The following is a 21,684-nucleotide window of genomic DNA, read 5'->3' on the forward strand; positions in this document are numbered from 1 at the left end:
CCATCAAGGGCCTTTTTTACGTGCGCGTTTTAGGTCTGACTAAGACGACTGGGTTGCCATCGATGGTGATGCTTGGCTCACCGGCTTAATCAACGCATAGACTAAACCTGTCACCAAGGTACCGGCCGTAATAGCAGCGAGATAAAGCAAGACAGGGCTAATCGCATTTGGGATGAGCAAGACAAACAATCCACCGTGCGGCGCCATTAATTTCGCGCCAATCAACATTGAGATCGCCCCCGTTAATGCGCCACCGGCAATACACGATGGAATAACACGCATCGGGTCTTTCGCTGCAAACGGAATCGCGCCTTCTGAAATAAAGCACAGTCCTAAAACGAATGACGCTTTACCTGCTTCTTGTTCGGCATCGTTAAACTTGCGTTTGGCAAGGAAAGTCGATAAACCCATTCCTAATGCCGGCACCATTCCTGCAGCCATAATGGCAGCCATTGGCATGTAGGTACCACTTTCAATCAATCCAACGCCAAACGTATACGCGGCTTTATTCACCGGGCCACCGAGATCAAAGCACATCATGGCGCCGAGTAACACGCCTAAGATGACGGCATTGGTTGAATTCATGCTTTGCAAGAAGGTTGTTAAACTTTCCATCGCCACCGAAACGGGGCCACCTACCACATAGATCATCACCAAACCGGTAAATAAACTGGCCAATAACGGGATCACCAATATGGGTTTGAGCGCCTCCATTGAAGCCGGTAAGCTGACTTTGTCCGCAACGAATTTAGCGCTGTAACCGGCAATGAAACCAGCCAGAATACCCCCTAAGAAACCCGCGCCTGTTGAGGCTGCAAGCATACCACCGATAAGCCCTGGTGCCAGGCCCGGACGATCCGCGATAGAAAAGGCAATAAAGCCCGCCAGTACCGGGACCATCAGCGCAAACGCGCTACCACCGCCAATTTCCATTAAGGCCGCTGCAAGCGTCCCTTCTTCTTTAAACGCCTCAATACCAAACACAAACGAGAGCGCAATGGCTAGCCCCCCGGCCACAACCAAAGGCAACATGTGTGACACCCCGGTCATAAGGTGTTTATAAACGCCACTCCGTTCACCTTGGTTTGCAGCGCTATTCGCGGTATTAGTTTGTCCGGCTTGGTGAACATGGGCGTTCGCCAAAGCATCATCCAAACTTTGTGCCGCTTTTTTCAACGCGCTCCCAGTACTGGTTTTATATAAACGTTTACCGGCAAAGCGACTGAGATCGACCTCAATATCCGCCGCGATAAAGACAAGATCCGCTTGTTCAATGTCTCGGTCAGTTAAGTTATTTTTCGCCCCCACCGAGCCACGTGTCTCGATCTTAACCTGATACCCTTTCGCCTTCGCGGCTTCTTCAATCGCTTCAGCGGCCATGAAGGTATGGGCAACGCCCGTCGGACACGCCGTGATCCCGACAATACGAACCGGCTGTTTGTCACCACTTTCACTGGATACGGAAGCCTCATAAGGCTGCGCCTGATTCGATACCGCCGTCAACACGGCCTGTGCGTCCACCATGACTTCATCAAGGCTTGCCTGGTAAACAGGTTTACCATTAAAGCGCGCCGTCTCATTCGGATCGCCAACGAGCAGCACGCGATCGGCGTGTTCTATCTCTGCGGCTGACAATACTTTTGTCGATTGGACACTCGACTGACACTCTATTTGTGCCGTCCATCCTTTTGCATCGACGGCTTGCTCGAGAAGCCCCGCCGCAATAACGGTATTGGCGACACCACTAGGGCATGCCGTAACAATGACCAGATTCATACCTTCTACCCCACTTATGGATTGGTTTTTATTGCGCATGCACTGACAACTCAACAGGCGACACGCTGATTTGTTCGGATAATTGATTCACGTTTTCATGATTGCTCACCCCCACTCCCACTTGAGTGACGGCAAGCGCCGATATGGCAACGGCTTGGCGAAGTGCCGTTTCTTTACTCAGCCCAGCTTGACAGCCAGAGACCAGACCCGCGACCAAGGAGTCCCCCGCACCAACGGTACTCACCACCTGCTGGGCCGGCGCTACGGCTTTTAACCAGCCTTGATGATCGCGCCACAATACCCCATCAACCCCACGCGAAATGACCACGTTAGCGATCCCTTGGTTAAAGAGCTGTTCACCACGCGCTAATAAAACAGATTGCTCATTACTGATAGATTCATTAAGACACTGTGCTAACTCCGCTTCATTGGGCTTAACCAACCAAGGCGTTGCATCAATGGCAGCACGAAGCGCGTGTTGACTGGTGTCGACGACCACTTTTTTGCCCGCTTCTCGCAAGGTGCTAATCCACATCACCAGCTGTTCAGTGGTGACACCTGGCGGTAAACTGCCCGCCAATACGATCCATTCATGGCTTGGTGCCAGTGCGTGCAAGGTCTCGGTCAACGCATCAATATGGGTCGGGTCTACCGCCATGCCGGGAAAATTTAAATCCGTTACCCGGCCTGTATTTTCTACCAGCTTGACATTGGTACGGCTTACCCCTGGCACGCGCAAAAAGTGATCGGCAACGCCCTGTTCAGCAAAAAGCTGGGAAAATGGGTCTTGATTGTCTGCACCGAGAAAGCCAGAGACCGACACAGTGGCCCCTAAATCGCTTAACACACGTGCAACATTAACGCCTTTTCCTGCAGGATGCAGGGTATAGTTTTGCACCAAGTTGACATCACCCGGTTGCAATACCCCGACACTTCCTGTCATATCGAGAGCTGGATTAAAGGTGACGGTTAAGATGGCACTCATGCGTGTTCTCCTAATCCGTCTTTAATGGCATTCCCGAGTGCAGAAATCGCCTGCGCTGCATCCGAACCTTGCGCGGTAAAGTGCAACTGATGGCCATGTTTTACCCCTAAGGCAATCACTTTCATCAAGCTCTTCGCATTAACCGAGTCTGATTGGGTCGACGCATTGGCAACTTGAATATCCGCATCAAATTTTTTCGCAGTGTTGACCAACATTGCCCCTGGACGTGCATGCAAACCATGCGTATTGGTGATGGTAAATGTACCGTTTTCACCTTCTTGAATCGCTTTATCGGTCGCTTTTTGACGTTCATCGGTCGACGCCGCCGCTGGCGATGCCCCTGTTGACGTCTGGGGACTGCATGCGTTAACCAGCGCCTGTGGCGAGAGGTCAATACAGGTCGCCAATTGATCGTCGGCTTTCCACTGCGTTAAGGTTTTCAAGACAGGAAGATGGGCCGCATTATTCGCTGCTATGCACCAAAGTGCGTTGACAGACTGCGCGTGATGCGTCAATGACGTTGCTGGCATCACAACGGATACGCCTGTTTGTTCAACGCCTTGATTAACCCCAAGCAGCCAATGCCCTTGACCCAAATGAATAGGATTGCCTGCCACTAACTGGCTCACGCCCTCGTGATTGATACAATGATGGTTTTTGAGCAGGCCGGCTCCCACCGCTTGGAGGGTAGTCATGTCTGAAGCTGGAAAGCCGCTCAGTATCATCTCTGGTTTAAAGGTTAGGCTTTGTGCGCCGGTTGTTTCACCATTGAGGATCGCAACGACCTCTTCAGCACGCTCAACCTTTTGCAATGCTTCCTCAACGCCCTCTTGAGATAGCACACGGGTTAACTGGCGTAGAATACTAAGGTGCTCATCAGACTTAGCGGCAATACCAATGGCCACATAAGCAAGATTTCCGTCTCCCCAATCCACACCATCAGGGAAATGAAAAACCTGCACCCCCGTTTGTTTAACCTGATCACGGGTACCGGTTGTGCCGTGTGGAATGGCAATCCCACTGCCCAAATAGGTACTGGTTTGTGCTTCTCGCGCTAACATGCCGTCTTGATAGCCGGCCTCTACCAGTCCTTTTTGCGTCAGCAAACCGGCAATGGCTTTAATCGCGTCTTGCTTGGAGGCAGCATGTTGCTGCATATGAATATCTTGTGCGTTAAGTGCCAGCATGAGGGCTTTCCTCTTATATCAATGCCAAGTGCAAAGGGGCAATGCCAAGTGCAAAGGGTCAATGCCAAGTGCAAAGGGTCAGTGCCAAGTGCACGGGTTAATCGTTTTTGTCACGCCAGACCACGCTGTCATGACGGTATATCGGGATCAGGGATTGGTCTTCATTCACGTTACTTCAGACCCTAATAATGTTTTTTTGTGTACAGTCTTTCGCTATACCATTTGGCTGAATCGTTTCAGCTTTTGGCGGCAATTACCCGCGTTATCGATGAAATGAATCTCATCGTTACTGTCGATTCATTCTAGCCACGATTATCGAAACACGACGCAATAAATAACATTCGTGTGATGGTGACGCGATTTACATCCAAAGCTGAAACCTTTCAGCTTTAAGGCTGAATCGTTTTAGCTTATAATGCAAGCCTATTATTGATCGGGTATGTGCAAACTTTGATCGCATTCACAAAGCCATCAATAACGATCGGCGCACTAAGGATTCGTTTATGAAGCTAGATGAAATAGCCCGCCTTGCTGGGGTGTCACGCACAACAGCCAGTTATGTGATTAATGGTAAAGCCGACCGTTACCGGATCAGCGAGCAAACACGTCAACGCGTGATGGCGGTGGTCGAGCAACATAATTATCAACCTAACCGCGCAGCGACGGCATTACGAGCAGGCACGACCCATACACTGGGCTTAGTGGTTCCGGATCTTGCTAATACCAGCTATGCAACGTTAGCCAAACTCTTTGAACGCAAAGCGCATGATCAGGGTTATCAGGTGATTATTACGGGATCAGACGACGATCCTGAGCGAGAAAAAACGGTTGCACAGACGCTAGTATCCAGAAAGATTGATGCCTTAATTGTGGCCTCTTGTTTACCGGCCGATAATGCCTTTTATCCGAAACTACAGCAGCAAGGCACCCCGATTATCGCGATTGACCGTGGCTTAGATGCCACACAATTTGCCAACGTTTTAACGGACGATGCGAAAGGGGCTTATCAGCTGACAGATCGCTTGATCAGCCCAACCGATGTCTATCAAGCTGGGTTAATCGGTGCAGTACCGGCTCTGGCGATATCTCAAGATCGTGAGCAAGGTTTTTTTCAGGCATTACACGCACAGCACGTCGAGGGACAAGTACGCTATGGCAATGCCTTTAGCCGTTCAGAAGGACAGCGATTAATGACCGAATGGATAGACGCTGGGGATTTACCCGATGCGCTTTTAACGACATCGTTTACCCTTTGCGAGGGTGTGCTGGATGCGATTCGTCAGACCGGCATCGCCCCCACCGCCCTGTATTTCGCCACTTTTGGTGATAGCCGTATCTTAGACTTTCTGCCTTTTGGTGTGCAGTCTTTGCCGCAGCAATTTGAAGCGATCAGCGATGCTGCCTTAAGCCTTGCGGTGTCTGCCGCTCAAGGCGATAACCAGCCTGGCGTGATTACCGTCGAGCGTCAGCCAATATGGCGCCCACATCAAACCCAGGCCTGGGTTGGCCTCAATTAATAGCCCGTCGCTTCCATAAACCCGCGGCCTGTTGCGCTTCCTTGCACGCGCACTGGCCCTTCCCAATACGGCACACTCAGCGCCATCCAACTTTGCGCATTGAGTGGCTGCGTAGTGATGTTAATCCCTTCGTCTGGTACTTGTATCTGCCAGGCTATCGGCAAACTGATCCCCTCGCGCATTTTGGCATGGCTAATAGGTAACATCCGAATATCCGATTGCGCTAAGACCACAATGCGCCCATTTGGATACGTTAATGAGCCAAACATAAAGGGCTGACTGCCTCGGATTTGGGTGACCATTAACGCGCGACCATCGTCTAAATTAAGCCCGAACCAATCCCATCCGCTTTGATCCGATGCCATCGCACCGCTAGACCATTCTTTATCGAACCACCCCTTTCCCGAAACGGGTATTGTCTCACCGTCGATGGTAAGCTGACCTTCAATGGTCAATTGTGGCAAAGAAAAGTAATAAGACGCTGACGGCTCATTGGCATGGCGAATACTGTATCCTTGCTCGCCCTGTTTCACGCGCAAGCCACCGTCAGCCACCTGGAGTGCGAACCCCAATGTTGCATCCTTATCGGACCATGATGCACGGACTTGCGCCGGTAAAGGTTGATCGCCCCCCTGCCATTGCCAATCATCCAGCCAAGCCTGAAATGGTGACAGCGTCACGCCAGTCTGACCAATACCACCACGGGCAAAACGCTCGGCTTCCCACTGTTGATCGGCACGCGTAATAGCAACATGCGCCATATAAAGCTGCTGGTTTGCCCATCCTGTTTGGTGGCGAGGACTCAGCGCACGGCGAAATAGGGTCCATTGCACACCGTATTCTTGTCCCGCATTATCCGTCAGTGTGGCTGTCAAATACCACCATTCCGTGGCAAATGCAGGATGAGAGGCCATATCCTGCGGATAAAGAGGTGTATAATCAGGCGTAACAGCGGCAAAGCCACTTTGTTGGCCAAACACATCAAAGCCATCCGCTAAGTCGGTCGACGATGAAGGCTGTTTTCCCAACCCAATCAAGACCCCCAACACCATCACTCCGATTAAGCCAAACACTACACGGCCAATAGGGCTTAACTTTCGCTGACTTGATCTCACGGCGACTCTCCTACTGCGCATCACGTAACGACGCGGCGGCTGTCCGCTTAAGCATACGGTAAACCGGCCACGCCCCGGCCACCATCAAGGCGAGCATTGAAAGGCTAATGGTCGTTGCATACGTCATTGGGAAAAAATTCATAGTCATTGTCCAACCAAAGGACGCTTTGAGAACAACATGAATTAACATGCTCGCTAACACCAAGCCAAGCGGGATCGCGATAAGGGCACTGACTAACCCAAGGATCACCAATTGCCCGCCCTCCAGAGCAATGAGCTCTCGCCCTGATAGGCCCAAATAACGCAACAAGCTATACTGGCGTTGCCGCGATAGCTCCGTGGCTAACGTTGCGAAAAACAAGCCGCTAATCGCCACGATCAACATCAGCACACACAAGCTTTCGGTGACAGTAAACGTTCGATCAAAAATGCGCATGGCATAACGCATAATGTCGGCTTGATTTTGCACCTGACCATTGCTCAGGCTAAACCGTGTATTCATTTGATCAACAAAATGATCACTTGGAGCTTCTTTATCGAGTACCACCGCCAACGATGGACGTCCTTGTGCTAGCCATTCGCCCGCCTCACTATGCGTTGAAACCACCAACTGTCCGTAAGGATTACCGTAATCGTAATAGATCCCTGCCACGTGCCAGCGTTCGCCCATCGGTGCGGGCAGATTAACCATTTCACCGACACTTACGTCAAATTTAGCGGCGAGTGATTCACTTAAAAGCACCGCACGTTGCTGGTGTAATTGCGACCAATATTGGGGTTGGGCCGATTTGACGGCTAACGATTGCTTTTCTAGTGCTCGATCACCAACCGATAACACCTCAAGGCGTCCTTGGGGCGCGACCAACTCACGTCGATAAGTGGCCCAAAATTGCGACACGTCTTCTTGTTGTTCAAGCCAGGATTCGATTCTGGGTAGCAAAGCATTGCCGGGTCGAACATACACATCCGCGGCTAACCGTTGCTGCAGCCAAGTTTCGGTGCTGGTGCGAAAGCTCCCCACCATGGTTTCCATACCTATATGCGCAGAAACAGCAAGCATAAAGGCCATCGCGGCAACACCTCGGTAGCTTAAACTGGCCGCCGCATCGGTAAAGAACCAACGCCAACGTGCGCCCGCATAGCCGCGCGCCAAGGTATGAAACAACCAGCCACAGGCATAGGGCAACGCTAGGGCGGCACTTAACATGGTTAATGCGATCAGCGTAAAGCCTTGCCATTGGCTACTTTCCCAGTAAGACACGCCCCAAGCTGTTACGCCCAATAGTATCGCGATGATCGCTTGCACCGCATACTCTTGGTGTGTCCCTCGAATTAGTGTCATTCTTTGGGATAAGCGCCCCGGCGATGTGTTAAGTAAGCGCACCAGCGGCCAGGCTGATGCCATCATCGCCCCTAAGATCGCGAGCAACAGACTCGCCAATCCCCATTGCCATTGCCAATGCATCACCAAGTCAATATCAGCGCCATACAAGTCAGACAAGGTGGTAGCGACGGCAGGGAGTAATTGATTGGCTAGCATCAAGCCCAGCACATTGCCACTCATCACGCCAAGCACAACCCATACGAGAATCTCAGCAAGCATAACCCAAGAGAGTTGACGTCCATCAACACCGAGTTGGCGTAGCACCCCCACCAGCGGTTGCCGTTGTGTCATTGAAAGCGAAATCGCTTGATAGAAAATAAACAGGCCCACCACAAAAGCCAGTAATCCCATGGCAAGTAAATTAAGATGGAAAGCACGGGTGAGCGGCCCTAACTGTGTGGCCTGTGTTTTGGTCAATGTCAGTGCAGGTGGTAACACATTGCGAATCTGCTGGCGCTCCGCTTGCGTTAAAGACCCACACAGGATGTCGGCGATACCGGCGTGTGAGGACAAGGTACGTAGCAACGCCATATCGGCAACTAAATACGTCCCCATACTCAGGGCATCGTTGTCGAGTACTCGCAAGGGGCCAATAGCTGGATAATCAAGCAGATCAATCATTTGCCCATCTTTCCAGCCTTTATGGTTCGCCATCGCCTCACCAACATAAACCGGATAAGGCGGCGTGATTGCATTGACCGGTGATATCCCCTTGTTTGCACGCCCTTTATCACCGCCACGTTCAGCTAACAGCGGCAACATGGCAATGGTATCAACGCCCATAAGATTGAGATCATCAAGTGACGGTGTCACGACTTGCAAGCGATCAACAGGAACACACTGCGTTAAGCCTGCCCGGCGTAAATCAATATAAAACGCCTGCGGCACACGTTGGGTCCGCTGGGTGTGATGAATGCTAAACGGATAAGGATTACTAAACAGCTTGGCACCTTCCCGATAGCTTTGCTGGGCGTGTTGGTTAATCGATAACACGCCAACAAGCAGAGCGACCCCAAGGGTTAGCCCTAGCCATACCAGCAAAATCTGAAAAGGATGGCGGCGATAGTGCCCCCATAGTGCATTAGCGACGGGCCCGAACACTGAGCACGCCTCCTTGCAGCCCAATGCTGCCCTGTAAGTAGCTGGCAACCGTATCACTGTGCGTGACCAATAAAAGGCTCGAGCCTTGCTGACGTGTCAACGTGGTTAGCAAACGCATGACCGCATCCGCGTTGCGCTCGTCCAAGCTACCGGTAGGTTCGTCGGCCAACAATAATTTGGGGGCCATGTATAAAGCACGGGCGATCGCGGCACGCTGTTGCTGCCCGCCTGACACTTCTTCCGGGTACCGATTTAATAGCGGCATTAAATCAAGCTGAGAGACAATTTGCCGCCACAAATTCGCATCGTCTTTGAGCCCTTTTAACTGGCGACAAAAGCGGATATTGTCGGCAATCGATAGCGTAGGAAGCAAGTTGAACTGCTGAAAGATAAGACCAATGTTCTGACGACGGAACTGAGTACGCGCTCGTTCGGTTAACGCGTGTAAAGGGGTATCATCCAGCCAGATCTCACCGCTGTCGGGTTTATCCAACCCAGCAATTAAGTTCAGTAAGGTACTCTTGCCTGAGCCGCTCTCTCCCATCAGCGCAAGCTGGCTGGTGGAAGACAGCGACATCGCCGCGCCTTGAAGCACAGGATGAAAATCGCCCCCGTCCTGATATCCCTTGCACAGCGCTTTAATTGCTAACATGCCAATGCACACCCTCATAGTGTTTTAAAACAGCAATAAACGAGAACTAGGTCACACTGTTTGACTAATTTGGCAATGTACCCCAATTAAGAGGCTGAGAAAAGGGCAAAACTAGGTAGACAGCTTCCCATTGCGTCTTCTTTTCAATCAACGGGCATCATCGACAAGATAGTTTAGCCATACGCCCGATTTAACTCGAATGACAGAGCCGACCCATTTGACGACTTCTTCTGTCGCCAATAACGCATAGACCCAATAAACCGGCCATTCAAACACCACGGCAGCAGCGAGCACCACGGGAATACCGATCAACCACTGCGCAACAAAGTCTTGCCCCAAACAGTAGCGCACATCACCACCGGCACGCAGCACACCAACGATCATCGCCATTGGGATGGTTTTAACCACAATCAGCGCACACATTGCCCAATAGAAATATTCAGTAATTTGTGCCGTTTCACCAGTCAATGCGGGGAAAAAACCCAAGACCCAAGGTTTAATCAGCAGCATCACTGTGGCAATAAAGACGCCTGCAATCAAATTAAACACCGCCACTTGCCATGCTTGATGGTAGGCGGTATCGGTTTGTTTAGCACCCAGATTGTTCCCCACTAACACCGCGGCGGCATTGGCTGTGCCAATCAGAAAAGAGAGCGATAACGACTCAACCGGAGTGATCACCGCTATCGCGGCTAGCCCTGCTTCGTTCACATGACCAATAATGGCGTGGTAAATGAACAAGCCGGACGACCACATTAAAAAGTTAAACGCAGTCGGCAAAGAAAGCGCCAAAAAGCGTTTTACTGCCACCAGTGAGAGCGACGTGCGCCATTCAGCAAGGGAAAAGGCAACAAGGTGTTGGCGACGGTACAAATAGGTATACAAGGCGACAACTTCCACAATACCACTGAGAACCGTTGCCACTGCGGCCCCTTTTGATCCGAGCTCTGGCGCGCCGAAGTGACCAAAGATAAACACCCAGTTGAGTAGGATGTTCACACTGATCCCCACGCCACTAAAAAAAGTGCTGATCCCCGGTTTATGCATGGCACGCAGCCCCGCCGCCAGCCCTGACACACTGGCCAAGCAAAACAGCGATAACCCCGCGATCTGCAAGTAGTCTTGCCCCAAGGCAATCACCGTTGGGTTATCACTGGCAAAGCCAATAATGACGTCCGCATAGACCCAAAAAACAAAGGCACTTAACGCCGCAGTGGCATTAGTTAGGGTCACGGTCAGCGCAATTTTTTCTCGAAATCCTTGCCTGTCGCCCGCGCCCCAGTATTGCGCGACCAACATAGAGCCACCGGTCATCGCCCCAAAAATTAACAGGGTGGAAACAAACATTGCTTTCCCTGCAATCCCAATCGCAGCGACATCAGCCTCACTTAACTGACCGACCATCAGGATGTCGACCAAACTGCGGCTGGAAAACATCATGGTTTGGAGGGCAATGGGAATGGCAATTAACAGTAAGCGTTTTAAAAACACCACATCAAAAAAAGGACGAGAAACAGCGCTCACAACAGACTCCAACCGATAAGGCAACGCGCCTAGTTTACGTGGCTTTCAAACAAGAAAAAACCGCCCTCAGACGGTTTCTCAATGCTCATCAGCGGTATTCTTTCACCATAGATTGCCGCGGCATCACCATTAAGCAATCCGCATGATTGTCGGGCCAAAGTCGATATTCAGCATGATATTTAACGATCGACTTATAGGCCGTGACTTTCGTGGGTGCTAGTTTGGCTTGATGCGCCCAATTCATTACATCAATTTCTGGTCCACGCACATAAATGCTAAGAGGATGAGCTAAGTGCCCTTCTGCATTGAATGCCGCCTGAGTTGCCTCAGGACATACCACCAGTGAATGCTGTCCTTCAGAGACAATCTTGACCTTTCGATCAATCGGCGTCTGGGTGTGCAGCATCCAACCCGCCTCGCGGGCACTATCAATCATCTGTTGTAATTGGGTGTGCTGGACCGGGCTTGCCGGCTCATCGACCGGAAACCACTGCGTATAGAGTTGCTGAATGTGTCGAAATTCGGCCTCTAATCCGGCTTGAGTGCCGGCACTACGGGCACGCTGCGTCCAACGTTGCAAATCCGCTTTTACGCTGTGGTGAAAACGCTGTTTCTTAACCGCTTGCGCCACCCAACGACCTAAAAACACCTCGCGAGCGGCTGGCGCATCAGCCACTTTTTTAGCATCGATGGCGGCAGCTAACTCATCGAAGGCCGCAGCCATAACGGTTTGAATGGTGATGACATAACTCATGGTTCTTTACGTGCTAGCGTCCAGTAGAAAACGGCAGAGAGTATCGCACAAATCGCGATGGCGCCAATCATCCCCCAAGGTGTTCCATCAGAGACCACGGCAACGCCTGCACCGACTAGGGATCCAATACCAAAACGCATGGTACCCGCCAATGATGATGCAGTACCTGCCATTTGTGGATAGCACGCCAGCAAGCACGCCATACTATTACTGCCGATGGTTGAAATCACACCGACATACGTCATCACCGGGATCACCGTGCCCCAAAGCCCCATGTCTAACCATTGAAAAACAGCAATGGCAATGCCCGCCACCAGCTGGATACCCAACCCGAGCCGCAGCATCCAATGTGATCCCATTTTGCGGACCAAGCGCCCATTGATAAACGTCATCACAATCAAGCAAACGATATTAAGCGCAAAAAGATAGCCAAACATCTGGGCGCTGACGCCATAGTAGTCGATATAGACGAACGAGCCCGCGGTTAAAAACGAGAACATCCCAGCAAACGAGAACCCAGAACAAAAGATCATCCCTACCGCAAAGGGGGTTTTTAGCATGCGGGCATAGTTACGCAACGAGGCACCAATCCGCATGGGCGGACGGTTTTCTCGCGGTAACGTTTCGGGGATCCGAAAAATAATGCACAAGGTCACAAAGCAGGCCCATCCTGCCAGGACCCAAAAAATCGCACGCCAGTCAAACCAAGTCAGCAGATAACCGCCAATCATTGGCGCTGCCAAAGGTGCAATCGTCATCACCAACGTAATAAACGACATGGTACGCGCAAACTCTTCGCGCTCGAACATATCGCGCACCAAGGCTTGAATGATCACTGCCGCCGCTGCACCGGCAAAGCCTTGTGTAGTACGCGCAATCATTAATACATCAATATCTTGGGCCATCGCACTGACCACAGCGCAGATAAAAAAGAGCGCAACGCCACCAAGCATCACAGGTTTACGGCCATAACTGTCCGAAATTGGGCCGTGGAAAAGCTGTCCAATCGCAAAGCCAGCGGTATAGGCCACCAGCGTCGACTTTACCGCGCTACTGGGCGCGTTTAAATCCGCGGCAATGGCCGGCATGGCGGGCAAATACATATCGATCGCCAATGGGGTCAATGCCGCGATGGCCCCAAGCACCAGGATTAACAGCCAACTTAACTGCGCTGGGGACGACGTAACAGCCGATGATTGCGACATAACACTCCTTAACGTAAAAGACAGGAAAAAGGGAAATAACGTGAGATCGGTCAAAGTGTAACAATTTATTATTGCGTAGTGGGAAAGAATGTCTTTCTTTTCATCACCAATCTTTAACACCAGTCTTTAAAAACAATGTTCAAAACCCGCTTAAAAAATTACTTCGCTCACATTGAAAAAGCACAGCGAGAACTGTGCTTTCGGGTCGATCGTTGCCCTAGGTGGGATCTAAGGTGTCACACTTAATTATGCCAACAAGATTATGCTAACAAGGCAATTTCTTCATCGGTGAGAGGGCGATATTCGCCAGGCTCGAGCGTGTCATCGAGCTCAAGCGCACCCACAGATTCGCGATGCAAGGCGTCTACTTTGTTACCGACTGCGGCAAACATACGTTTCACTTGATGATATTTACCCTCTTGAATCGTCAATAAGGCTTCATACTCACCCACCTGCTCGAGCTTAGCGGGCAATGTCGCTTGCTGCTCACTGCGTAACATCACACCCTGCTCAAACTGACTAGCCGTATCTGCACTGATCGGATCGGCTAACCACACCCGGTACGTTTTTGTACACTGATGCTTGGGTGACGTGATACGGTGAGACCATTGGCCATCGTCGGTCAGTAACAATAAGCCTGTTGTGTCTGCATCCAGGCGACCCGCTATATGCAGCTTTTCTGCGTTCACTTCATCGAGCAAAACAAATATCGTGGGATTAAAGGCATCTTCGTGTGAACACACCACGCCCGCAGGTTTATGCATCATAAAGTAGCGTGGGCCAGACAAGGTTAACGATCGTCCCTCAAATTGCACATCCGCGGTTTTACCAACTTTGATGGCGCCAGATTTTACGATCTCACCATCGATGGTGACGCTTTCACTTTTCAGCACTCGGCCAGCTTGCTTTCGTGTTACCCCTAGGGTTTCACATAAAAATTTATCTATCCGCATATTACCATTCATTACACCTATGTTTGCGACGATTATACGTCACATCGCCACGAAGACACAGATCAAGTTTCGCTAGATTTGGCGGCAAAACTGAAAGCAATAAGATACACTCACTCTCATTGTCGGTGACATGCGTTAGTCATAATGCAAGCACTACCAAACGCTTTTTGTTGAGACGCCGAGTCTGTCACATCGTGCTAATCGAAAAACGCACCGAGATTGAGCCTACCGGCTTGGCGAGTATGATACGGTCGTCTTGACCAATCAGTGATAAAAAGGAAACACCATGATTGTCTCTCTTCGCCGCCCTGACGTCGATACCCTGGAAACCTTATTCACACTCTCGCGCGAACAACATGAGCATGAGGCCTTGCCGTTTGATCGCGAGCCGGTGGTTTCTACCTTTAACACATTATTGTCACAACCCGAGCGTGGCGATGTATTTCTGATTGATGTTGAGCACGAAGGAAGAACGGATACGATCGGGTTTATCGTCTTAGCCTATAGTTTTAGTGTCGAAAATGGCGGTAGCGTCGGTGTAATCGATCAGTTTTTCATTCAGCAAACCTGGCGCCGTCAAGGCGTGGGTTCGCAAGTGATCCCTGAGGTAGAAAAGCAAGCCAAAACAAGGCAGTGTGTGGCCGTGATTTTAGAAATGAACATTGGTAACAAAGGCGCTCGCCTGTTTTACGAGCAGTTTGATTACCAACCACGCCGTCAGCATTGTATTTTCACGAAACGGCTATAATGGACCGTGATTTATCGGTTAGGGATAAATTTATCGGTTGGGTATAAATAGTCTGTACCTGAGCGAACAAGTCAGTAAACTAAACGGCCTCACTTAGGCCGTTTTTTGATTATGTATACCTTACGTCCGTACCAGTCTGACGCTGTTAAAGCCGTCCTGCACTATTTTCGCCGTCATACATCGCCTGCCGTTGCTGTTCTGCCCACGGGCGCCGGGAAAAGTTTGGTGATCGCTGAATTAGCGCGTATTGCCAAAGGCCGAGTTCTGGTCTTGGCGCATGTTAAAGAGCTTGTCGAGCAGAACCACGCCAAGTATGAAGGCTATGGGCTCACCGGCGGTATTTTCTCCGCTGGTTTAGGACGCAAGGAATCAAATGAAAAGGTCGTGTTCGCCTCGGTACAATCGGTCGTGCGCAACCTCGACGCCTTTGCCGACCAATTCTCGCTGCTGGTGATCGACGAGTGCCACCGCGTTCCTGACAACGAAGACAGCAGTTATCGTCGTGTTATTCAGCACCTACAACATGTCAATTCCGGTCTAAAAGTACTCGGGTTAACCGCTACGCCATATCGGTTGGGGCAAGGTTGGATTTATCAGTACCACACTAGTGGTAAAGTCCGCACCACTGACACCCGTTTTTTTCGCGATTGCGTCTTCGAACTGCCCATCAGCCATCTTTTGGATGAAGGGTTTTTAACCCCGGCCCATGTTTTGGATGCACCGCTTCTTAGCTATGATTTTTCACAAGTCTCACGCACTGCCAGCGGCTACTACCGTGACGCGGATCTCGATAAGGTCGTCGCCAATGCCCCGCGTGCCACCCCGCAAATTGTCGAACAAATCCTTGAGTATGCGCGCCCGCGCCAAGGGGTGATGATTTTCGCTGCGACCGTTAACCATGCCAAAGAAATCATCACTTATCTTCCTAAAGACAGCGCCGCGCTGATCATCGGCGACACCCCTGGTCTTGAACGTGATCGCCTTATAGAGGCGTTTAAACAAAAAGCACTGAAGTACTTAGTGAACGTATCGGTGTTGACCACTGGCTTTGATGCCCCTCATGTGGACTTAATTGCAATATTACGTCCCACGGAATCAGTGAGCCTTTATCAGCAAATAGCCGGTCGTGGATTGCGATTAGCGCCCGGAAAAAAAGACTGTCTTATCCTTGATTATGCCGGCAATGTTTACGACCTGTATCAGCCCGAAATTGGTATGCCTAAACCCGATAGCGACAGCGAGTTAGTCACCATTCCTTGCCCTGCGTGCGGGTTTAACAATAGCTTTTGGGGCAAACTGGATGACAATGGCTTTTTACTTGAGCATTACGGTCGCCAATGCCAAGGGTATTTTGAAGACGAGACCGGGGAGCGTGAAATCTGCGGCTATCGGTTTCGCGCTAAATTTTGCGATGAATGCGGCGCCGATAACGATATTGCCGCCCGCCGCTGCCACCAATGCGACGCGCCGTTAATCGATCCAGATAAAAAACTGCGTGAGGCACTCAAACTCAAAGACGCGCTTGTGGTGGCGTGTGCCGATATGACCCTCACAGCGGGCAAAAATCGCTACCAAAAACCGCAGTTAAAAGTGACCTATCACACCAACGATGGCAACGATTTACACGAAGTCTGGCCACTTGCGACCAAGAAACAGAAACACGACTTTTTAGCGCGGTTTGTTCGCCCACATTTAGTCGATCGCCATCGTCCCTTCACCGATACCGCGCCCACTAAAGTGACAGCGTCACAACATCGATTTCGTCCGCCTGATTTTGTCATTGCACGCAAACAAGGCCGTTTTTGGCATCTGCGCCAGAAGATCTTTGATGTCGATAGTTTTATTAGCCAAGACAGATTGCAGGCGATGTTGGCACAAAGTCGTGGGCAAGCCTTTGCAGAAGCCGACTAACACGCGCAAGCAGGCCTTCTGCGCACCGATGACGCTTGTTTTCGCGCGCAACCAGTGCTACTATCCGCGCTCGTTTTTGGGTACTGAGTTAGGTCGCTACGCTCAGTGCTATTTTTTCACTCTAAAGAGAGTTATTAATTATGTTTAAATTCGAAGCTGAAGTACGTACAGAAAAGGGTAAAGGTGCGAGCCGCCGCCTACGTCATCAGAAAAAATTCCCTGCGATTGTTTACGGTGGCAACCAAGAGCCTGTATCTATCGCACTGAACCACCCTGTTGTGGTTAACCAAATGGATAAGCCTGAATTCTACGAAGGCATCATCCTGGTTATTGATGGCCAAGAAGTAAAAGTGAAGCCACAAGACATCCAACGTCACCCGTTCAAGCCAAAAGTTGAACACATGGACTTCATCCGCATCTAATCGCTGTGTCGATAAAGATGGAATGAGATCAGGCGTCTTCAGGGGCGCCTTTTTTATATTTTAACCACCATGACATTTTCAAAAAAAAACAGATATGTCATTTTGGTGTCAAAAATACATGACCTCGATCACCAAACAGAAAGCAAATGTAATAGAAAGATTCCAATTTGCCTAATAAGTTGATTAGGATAGTGTCCCTTTTTATATAAACACTATCTATCACCATGAAAAAAAATATCTTTCTTGCCGCATTAATGTCATTGACACTCGTACTTACTGGGTGCTCCGCAACAAATACGCTTGTTAAAAAGCGTAATCTTGACGTACAGACAAAAATGAGCGATACCGTCTTTCTCGATCCAGTTGCTCCATCAAAACGCACAGTATTCCTACAAATTAGAAATACCTCAGACAAGCCCAACCTTGATATAAAATCTGATATCAAAACAAAAATTGAAAGCCGTGGATATAAGGTTTTAGAAGATCCAAGCAAAGCCCATTACATGATTCAGGCAAATATTTTACAAGTCGGTAAAGCTGACCTGCGTGAAAGTGAAAACTTTTTATCTCAAGGTTTTGGTAGCGCTGTTGGTGGTGCTTTAGCAGGAGCTCAATTTGGTGGCGGTTCAGGTCGAGGCGCAGCATCACTGGCGGGCGCGGCTATTGGCCTAGTCGCTGATGCAATGGTCGAAGATGTCTATTACTCAATGATCACTGACCTACAGATTTCTGAGCGCGCATCTGATGGTGTCGTAGTTACTGAGGCTCTTGATTCTCAACTTGCGCAAGGCTCAAGCAGCAAGAAGGTAGTAAAATCTACGGAGAAAACGCAGTGGAAACGTTATCAAACACGAGTGCTTTCTACTGCCAATAAAGTCAACCTAGAGTTCGCTGAAGCAGAACCAGAACTGAAAAAAGGACTAACACAATCAATTAGTGGTCTTTTATAATTTAGCACGAGCGTTCTTCAATGAAGAGCGCTCGTTCTTTATTGACGTAACGCAACTCAAAGCAACTCCTACACTATCCTCTTACCAACGATTACAATCTCCGTCGCTTTTATTCCAGTAAGTAATATCACTGTCAATTAAATAACTAGGTAATCATATCAAAGCGAGTGTATTGGTAACACGAGATTCGGATATTCGCACAAGCTAAAGCTATTTCTGCTAAATCGTCATTCATCAAACAGCGAAGGCTGATGTGGAAGAGTTTCCGGCTCTAAGGCGGTTTCCTGTGTCTGTTGGCGTTTGGCACGCATAATGCGCAAATAACGCTGGTGGCATAAGCGAACCACATTGCGCTTTTGCTCGTTGGTAAAGTCATACCAATAAAAGCGCTCATCGCGACTGCGAAAGCACCCTTTGCAGTAACCTTTGTTATTGACCTGACAGATGCCTTTGCACGGACTCGGCACCTCGAAGAAATCGAGCTGTTCCACGTCATYCTCCCTGCTGATTCTTTCATTCAAGCGGGTGGCAGACACAATTGCAAGTCGCGCGTTAAAAACTGCCCGAACAAGACAAACGATCAAGCGTGCTTAGAACAACCCCAATTGCGGTAGCGCCAAGGTGTCGAACTCTTTACCAATAAACGGCAGGATGCCATCAGCAATCGGTTTAAGCTGTTTATCAATATAATGTTGATAATCCATCGGGCTACACCGATACATACACGGCTCAGGCCCATTAACCGTGATCACATACTCAATCCATCCCCCTCGTTGGTACTGTTCAGGGCGGCCACGTTTTTGATTTTCACTGTCAGCCAGCCGCGCGGCACGCACGTGCGGTGGCACATTTTTCTGATACTCCGCAATCGGGCGTCGTAACCGTTTACGATACACCAGCTCAGCATCACGCTCCCCTTGTTGCGTACAGGCGACCACATCGCGAATAAAAGCATCGACATCATCACCATCAAACACACGTTGATAAAGCTGTTGCTGGAACTGTTGCGCCAATGGTGTCCAATCCGTCCTTACCGTTTCCAACCCTTTAAAGACCAAATGTGACTCGCCGGTATCAGGATTGACGATCCGTCCTGCATAACGCTTTTTACTCCCGGTTTCTTGCCCACGAATGGTGGGCATTAAAAAGCGTTGATAATGGGTTTCGTATTCAATTTCCAGCAAGGATTCGAGACCATAGGTTTCCTGCAAGTGTTGAGACCACCACTGATTCACATGGCTAACAAGCTTTCGCCCGATGGCATCGGCGTCCTCGCTTGCTTTTTCTCCCCCCAATGACACAAAGGTAGAGTCTGTGTCACCGTAGATCACCTCAAAGCCTTGTGCTTCAATCAACTCACGAGTGGTCTTCATAATCTCATGCCCGCGCATGGTAATCGATGATGCCAAGCGATGATCAAAAAAACGGCACCCCGATGAGCCCAACACGCCATAGAAGGAATTCATGATAATTTTAATTGCCTGCGAAAACGCTTTTTCACCGGCTTTTTTCGCCCGATCACGCGCTTGCCACAACTCATCAATCAATGCCGGTAAGTAGTGCTTTTCTCGATGAAAAACACCGCCTCGAAACCCAGGGACCGTGTCGGCTTCCTGACCGGCCTCTTGTGCTTTTAACCCCTCGATAAGTCCAAGCGGATCAATAAGAAAGGTACGAATAATCGAGGGATACAGCGATTTAAAATCCAACACCAGCACTGAGTGATATAAGCCGGGTTTGGAGTCCATCACATAACCACCAGGGCTCGCGATCCACCCTTCGCTGGCTAGATTAGGCGCGACATAACCGGAACGATGCAAACGCGGTAAAAATAAGTTAGTGAATGCCGCTACCGAGCCGCCCACGCGATCGAGCTCTACCCCGGTTAAGCGCGAGCGCTCGATTAAAAAGTCGAGTAAGTGAGTGTGATCAAAGATGGCTCTTCACCGGATGTGGTGGAAAGTCATATCAAGTCCCCCAAAATAGAACAGTATCGCTGTCTTGAACCGTTGTTTGTTTCTAAAGCCTTTGGCTCTAAGCTTCATGTATTGGATTTTGGCATTTATAGCTTCCGCCAGGCCATTCGATGCCTTCAGCCGCATTGCATTAAGGATTGCTGGTAAGTGCTTTTTCACTGTCGCCGCTGCTGTCATCAATGGTTTAATTCCACTTGCTTTAACTAAAGCAAGCCACTCTAGCCATTGATTCCTTGCGCTTCTGATCGAACCTCCGTACCAGATTAGTCTTGCTTGCTCTTTGAGCAACCAGCTAAGGCTTGTATCTATCATGAGCTTGGCCAATCTGTTTATACGCTCTCTCAGGCGACCGGTGAGGTTTCTATTTCTTTTGAGCCAGCCATAACGCGTTCTGTAGCACTCTCGTTTAAGGTATGGCGGTAGACGGTTAACCTCTTGCTTGCGAACATCGTCAACAGCTTTGGTGAGTACTTTTGCTACGTGGAAATGATCAACTGCAATCAGGCGTTTAGATCGTGAGCCAAAGAAGGACTCGGTTGCATTCATAAAAGCTTGGCTCATATCCATCGAGACTGAGCGGACCTGTTTTTTAGCGATGTTAGGCAGCACTCGATAGCAGTTTGCTAAGCTTTGTTCACTTTTACCGTCGGCAACAGCGAGAACTTGGCCCGTTCGGCTCGACATCACAGTGACATAATCATGCCCTCGGCAAAAGGCAGTTTCGTCTACCAACAGATCTTCTACCTTATTTAAATTTCTCCGGGCGAGCCCTCGTGAAACAGCCCTTTTCATTATCCGATCAATGGCTCCCCAACTCAGTCGAAAGGCTTTAGATACAGAGTGAAGAGAAGTGAACTGAAGTGTTTCAATAATCTTTGTCTCGAAGAGTTCGGTATAGCGACTTCCAGGAGATGCCCAAGGAACAGAAACGGTCTGAACCCCGTGCTTTGGACAGTCAGCACGTGGGACTTGGGCCTCAAGATATGTTTCGTATTGGCATGTATCCAAATGACGCCATATCCGCTTTCGAGAGTCATGCTTTCTTACCGCTTTCGAACATGTTGGACAAGCAACGCCTGAAGGACTTTCGTACATGATGGTCACGGTAATACGTTGGCTCTTTTTATCCACTTGGACAGAGTCGACAGTCCATGGCGGAATCAGTCCAAGGATCGCTTGATAGAGTGCTGTATCTTTCATCTGATTCAGGGCTCAAGTGCAGAGTGTTTCCTTATTGTCCAATTAATCGGAAAACTTGAAAAGAAACACTTTCCACCACATCCGGTGAAGAGCCATATTTATACAGCCTAACCCTTTCGCCTTTTGTCTCTGCTTTAACACCTTCATTTGGCCAACTTTGACCTATTGCTTCTTGGTTACCGTGATCAGCCGTAATCACCACTTCAAAATCAGAATCCAGTAAAGCCTCTATCTTTGAAGAAAACCCCCCCCCCCCCCCCCCCCCCCCCCCCCCCCCCCCCCCCCCCCCCCCCCCCCCCCCCCCCCCCCCCCCCCCCCCCCCCC

The 21,684-nt window shown here is 49.9% G+C and carries 17 protein-coding genes and 1 pseudogene; 5 read left to right on the plus strand and 13 right to left on the minus strand.

Going from position 1 to position 21,684, the window contains the following annotated elements; genetic code table 11:
• Positions 1 to 39: 39 nt before the first annotated feature.
• The 3 genes from fruA to fruB are packed head-to-tail and all read right to left on the minus strand — an operon-like array spanning position 40 to position 3,948.
• Positions 40 to 1,776, minus strand: a complete 1,737-nt coding sequence (gene fruA / locus BZG80_RS07240; RefSeq protein WP_077679063.1) for a PTS fructose transporter subunit IIBC — start codon at positions 1,774 to 1,776, stop codon at positions 40 to 42.
• 28 nt (positions 1,777 to 1,804) lie between these two features.
• Entirely contained in the window at positions 1,805 to 2,761 is a 957-nt protein-coding gene (gene pfkB, locus BZG80_RS07245; RefSeq protein WP_077679051.1) for a 1-phosphofructokinase, read from the minus strand.
• Entirely contained in the window at positions 2,758 to 3,948 is a 1,191-nt protein-coding gene (gene fruB / locus BZG80_RS07250; RefSeq protein ID WP_077679052.1) for a fused PTS fructose transporter subunit IIA/HPr protein, read from the minus strand. The genes pfkB and fruB overlap by 4 nt, the downstream gene beginning before the upstream one ends.
• Before the next feature lie 503 nt (positions 3,949 to 4,451).
• Here fruB and cra point away from each other — a divergent pair.
• On the plus strand, positions 4,452 to 5,465 hold the full coding sequence (cra, locus tag BZG80_RS07255) for a catabolite repressor/activator (RefSeq protein ID WP_077460580.1): 1,014 nt from the start codon (positions 4,452 to 4,454) through the stop codon (positions 5,463 to 5,465).
• Here the strand turns inward: cra and BZG80_RS07260 are convergent.
• From BZG80_RS07260 to rsuA, 7 genes are all read right to left on the minus strand, one after another.
• A complete protein-coding gene (locus tag BZG80_RS07260) occupies positions 5,462 to 6,580 on the minus strand; it encodes a lipocalin-like domain-containing protein (RefSeq protein WP_198532929.1) in 1,119 nt (372 codons plus the stop codon). The genes cra and BZG80_RS07260 overlap by 4 nt on opposite strands.
• 10 nt (positions 6,581 to 6,590) lie before the next feature.
• Complete coding sequence (locus BZG80_RS07265; RefSeq protein ID WP_077679054.1) at positions 6,591 to 9,065, minus strand: FtsX-like permease family protein; 2,475 nt, start codon at positions 9,063 to 9,065, stop codon at positions 6,591 to 6,593.
• Positions 9,046 to 9,717 carry an ABC transporter ATP-binding protein gene (locus BZG80_RS07270; RefSeq protein WP_021023255.1) on the minus strand — a complete coding sequence of 224 codons (672 nt, stop codon included), beginning with the start codon at positions 9,715 to 9,717 and terminating at the stop codon, positions 9,046 to 9,048. The genes BZG80_RS07265 and BZG80_RS07270 overlap by 20 nt, the downstream gene beginning before the upstream one ends.
• 147 nt (positions 9,718 to 9,864) lie before the next feature.
• On the minus strand, positions 9,865 to 11,241 hold the full coding sequence (locus BZG80_RS07275; RefSeq protein ID WP_274533704.1) for an MATE family efflux transporter: 1,377 nt from the start codon (positions 11,239 to 11,241) through the stop codon (positions 9,865 to 9,867).
• Between the two features lie 88 nt (positions 11,242 to 11,329).
• Positions 11,330 to 11,995: a DUF2913 family protein gene (locus tag BZG80_RS07280; protein WP_077679056.1), complete on the minus strand. Its 666-nt coding sequence runs from the start codon at positions 11,993 to 11,995 to the stop codon at positions 11,330 to 11,332.
• A complete protein-coding gene (locus BZG80_RS07285) occupies positions 11,992 to 13,200 on the minus strand; it encodes a Bcr/CflA family multidrug efflux MFS transporter (protein WP_077460584.1) in 1,209 nt (402 codons plus the stop codon). The genes BZG80_RS07280 and BZG80_RS07285 overlap by 4 nt, the downstream gene beginning before the upstream one ends.
• 260 nt (positions 13,201 to 13,460) lie before the next feature.
• The gene (rsuA, locus tag BZG80_RS07290) at positions 13,461 to 14,153 is read right to left on the minus strand and encodes a 16S rRNA pseudouridine(516) synthase RsuA (protein ID WP_021023259.1); all 693 of its coding nucleotides are present in this window, start codon (positions 14,151 to 14,153) and stop codon (positions 13,461 to 13,463) included.
• A 286-nt stretch (positions 14,154 to 14,439) separates the two neighbouring features.
• On the opposite strand from rsuA, the gene BZG80_RS07295 reads away from it, so the two are divergent.
• From BZG80_RS07295 to BZG80_RS07310, 4 genes are all read left to right on the plus strand, one after another.
• Positions 14,440 to 14,901 carry a GNAT family N-acetyltransferase gene (locus tag BZG80_RS07295; RefSeq protein WP_077460586.1) on the plus strand — a complete coding sequence of 154 codons (462 nt, stop codon included), beginning with the start codon at positions 14,440 to 14,442 and terminating at the stop codon, positions 14,899 to 14,901.
• Between the two features lie 111 nt (positions 14,902 to 15,012).
• A complete protein-coding gene (locus BZG80_RS07300) occupies positions 15,013 to 16,812 on the plus strand; it encodes a DEAD/DEAH box helicase (RefSeq protein ID WP_077679057.1) in 1,800 nt (599 codons plus the stop codon).
• 140 nt (positions 16,813 to 16,952) lie between these two features.
• The gene (gene rplY, locus BZG80_RS07305) at positions 16,953 to 17,234 is read left to right on the plus strand and encodes a 50S ribosomal protein L25 (protein ID WP_021023262.1); all 282 of its coding nucleotides are present in this window, start codon (positions 16,953 to 16,955) and stop codon (positions 17,232 to 17,234) included.
• Positions 17,235 to 17,458: 224 nt separating this feature from the next.
• Positions 17,459 to 18,184, plus strand: a complete 726-nt coding sequence (locus tag BZG80_RS07310) for a complement resistance protein TraT (RefSeq protein WP_077660710.1) — start codon at positions 17,459 to 17,461, stop codon at positions 18,182 to 18,184.
• A 227-nt stretch (positions 18,185 to 18,411) separates the two neighbouring features.
• On the opposite strand, the gene BZG80_RS07315 is transcribed toward BZG80_RS07310, so the two are convergent.
• The 3 genes and pseudogenes from BZG80_RS07315 to BZG80_RS07325 all read right to left on the minus strand — a co-directional run bounded on the left by BZG80_RS07315 (position 18,412) and on the right by BZG80_RS07325 (position 21,360).
• Entirely contained in the window at positions 18,412 to 18,675 is a 264-nt protein-coding gene (locus BZG80_RS07315; protein ID WP_077679058.1) for a DUF1289 domain-containing protein, read from the minus strand.
• Between the two features lie 99 nt (positions 18,676 to 18,774).
• Positions 18,775 to 20,121: pseudogene (locus BZG80_RS07320) on the minus strand (DNA polymerase II); the annotation flags it as partial.
• A gap of 6 nt (positions 20,122 to 20,127) precedes the next feature.
• Positions 20,128 to 21,360, minus strand: a complete 1,233-nt coding sequence (locus BZG80_RS07325) for an ISL3 family transposase (RefSeq protein WP_077679060.1) — start codon at positions 21,358 to 21,360, stop codon at positions 20,128 to 20,130.
• Between the last annotated feature and the right edge of the window lie 324 nt (positions 21,361 to 21,684).

The organism is Salinivibrio sp. MA440, from assembly GCF_001996265.1.
In the GTDB taxonomy this organism is placed as follows: Bacteria; Pseudomonadota; Gammaproteobacteria; order Enterobacterales; family Vibrionaceae; genus Salinivibrio; species Salinivibrio costicola.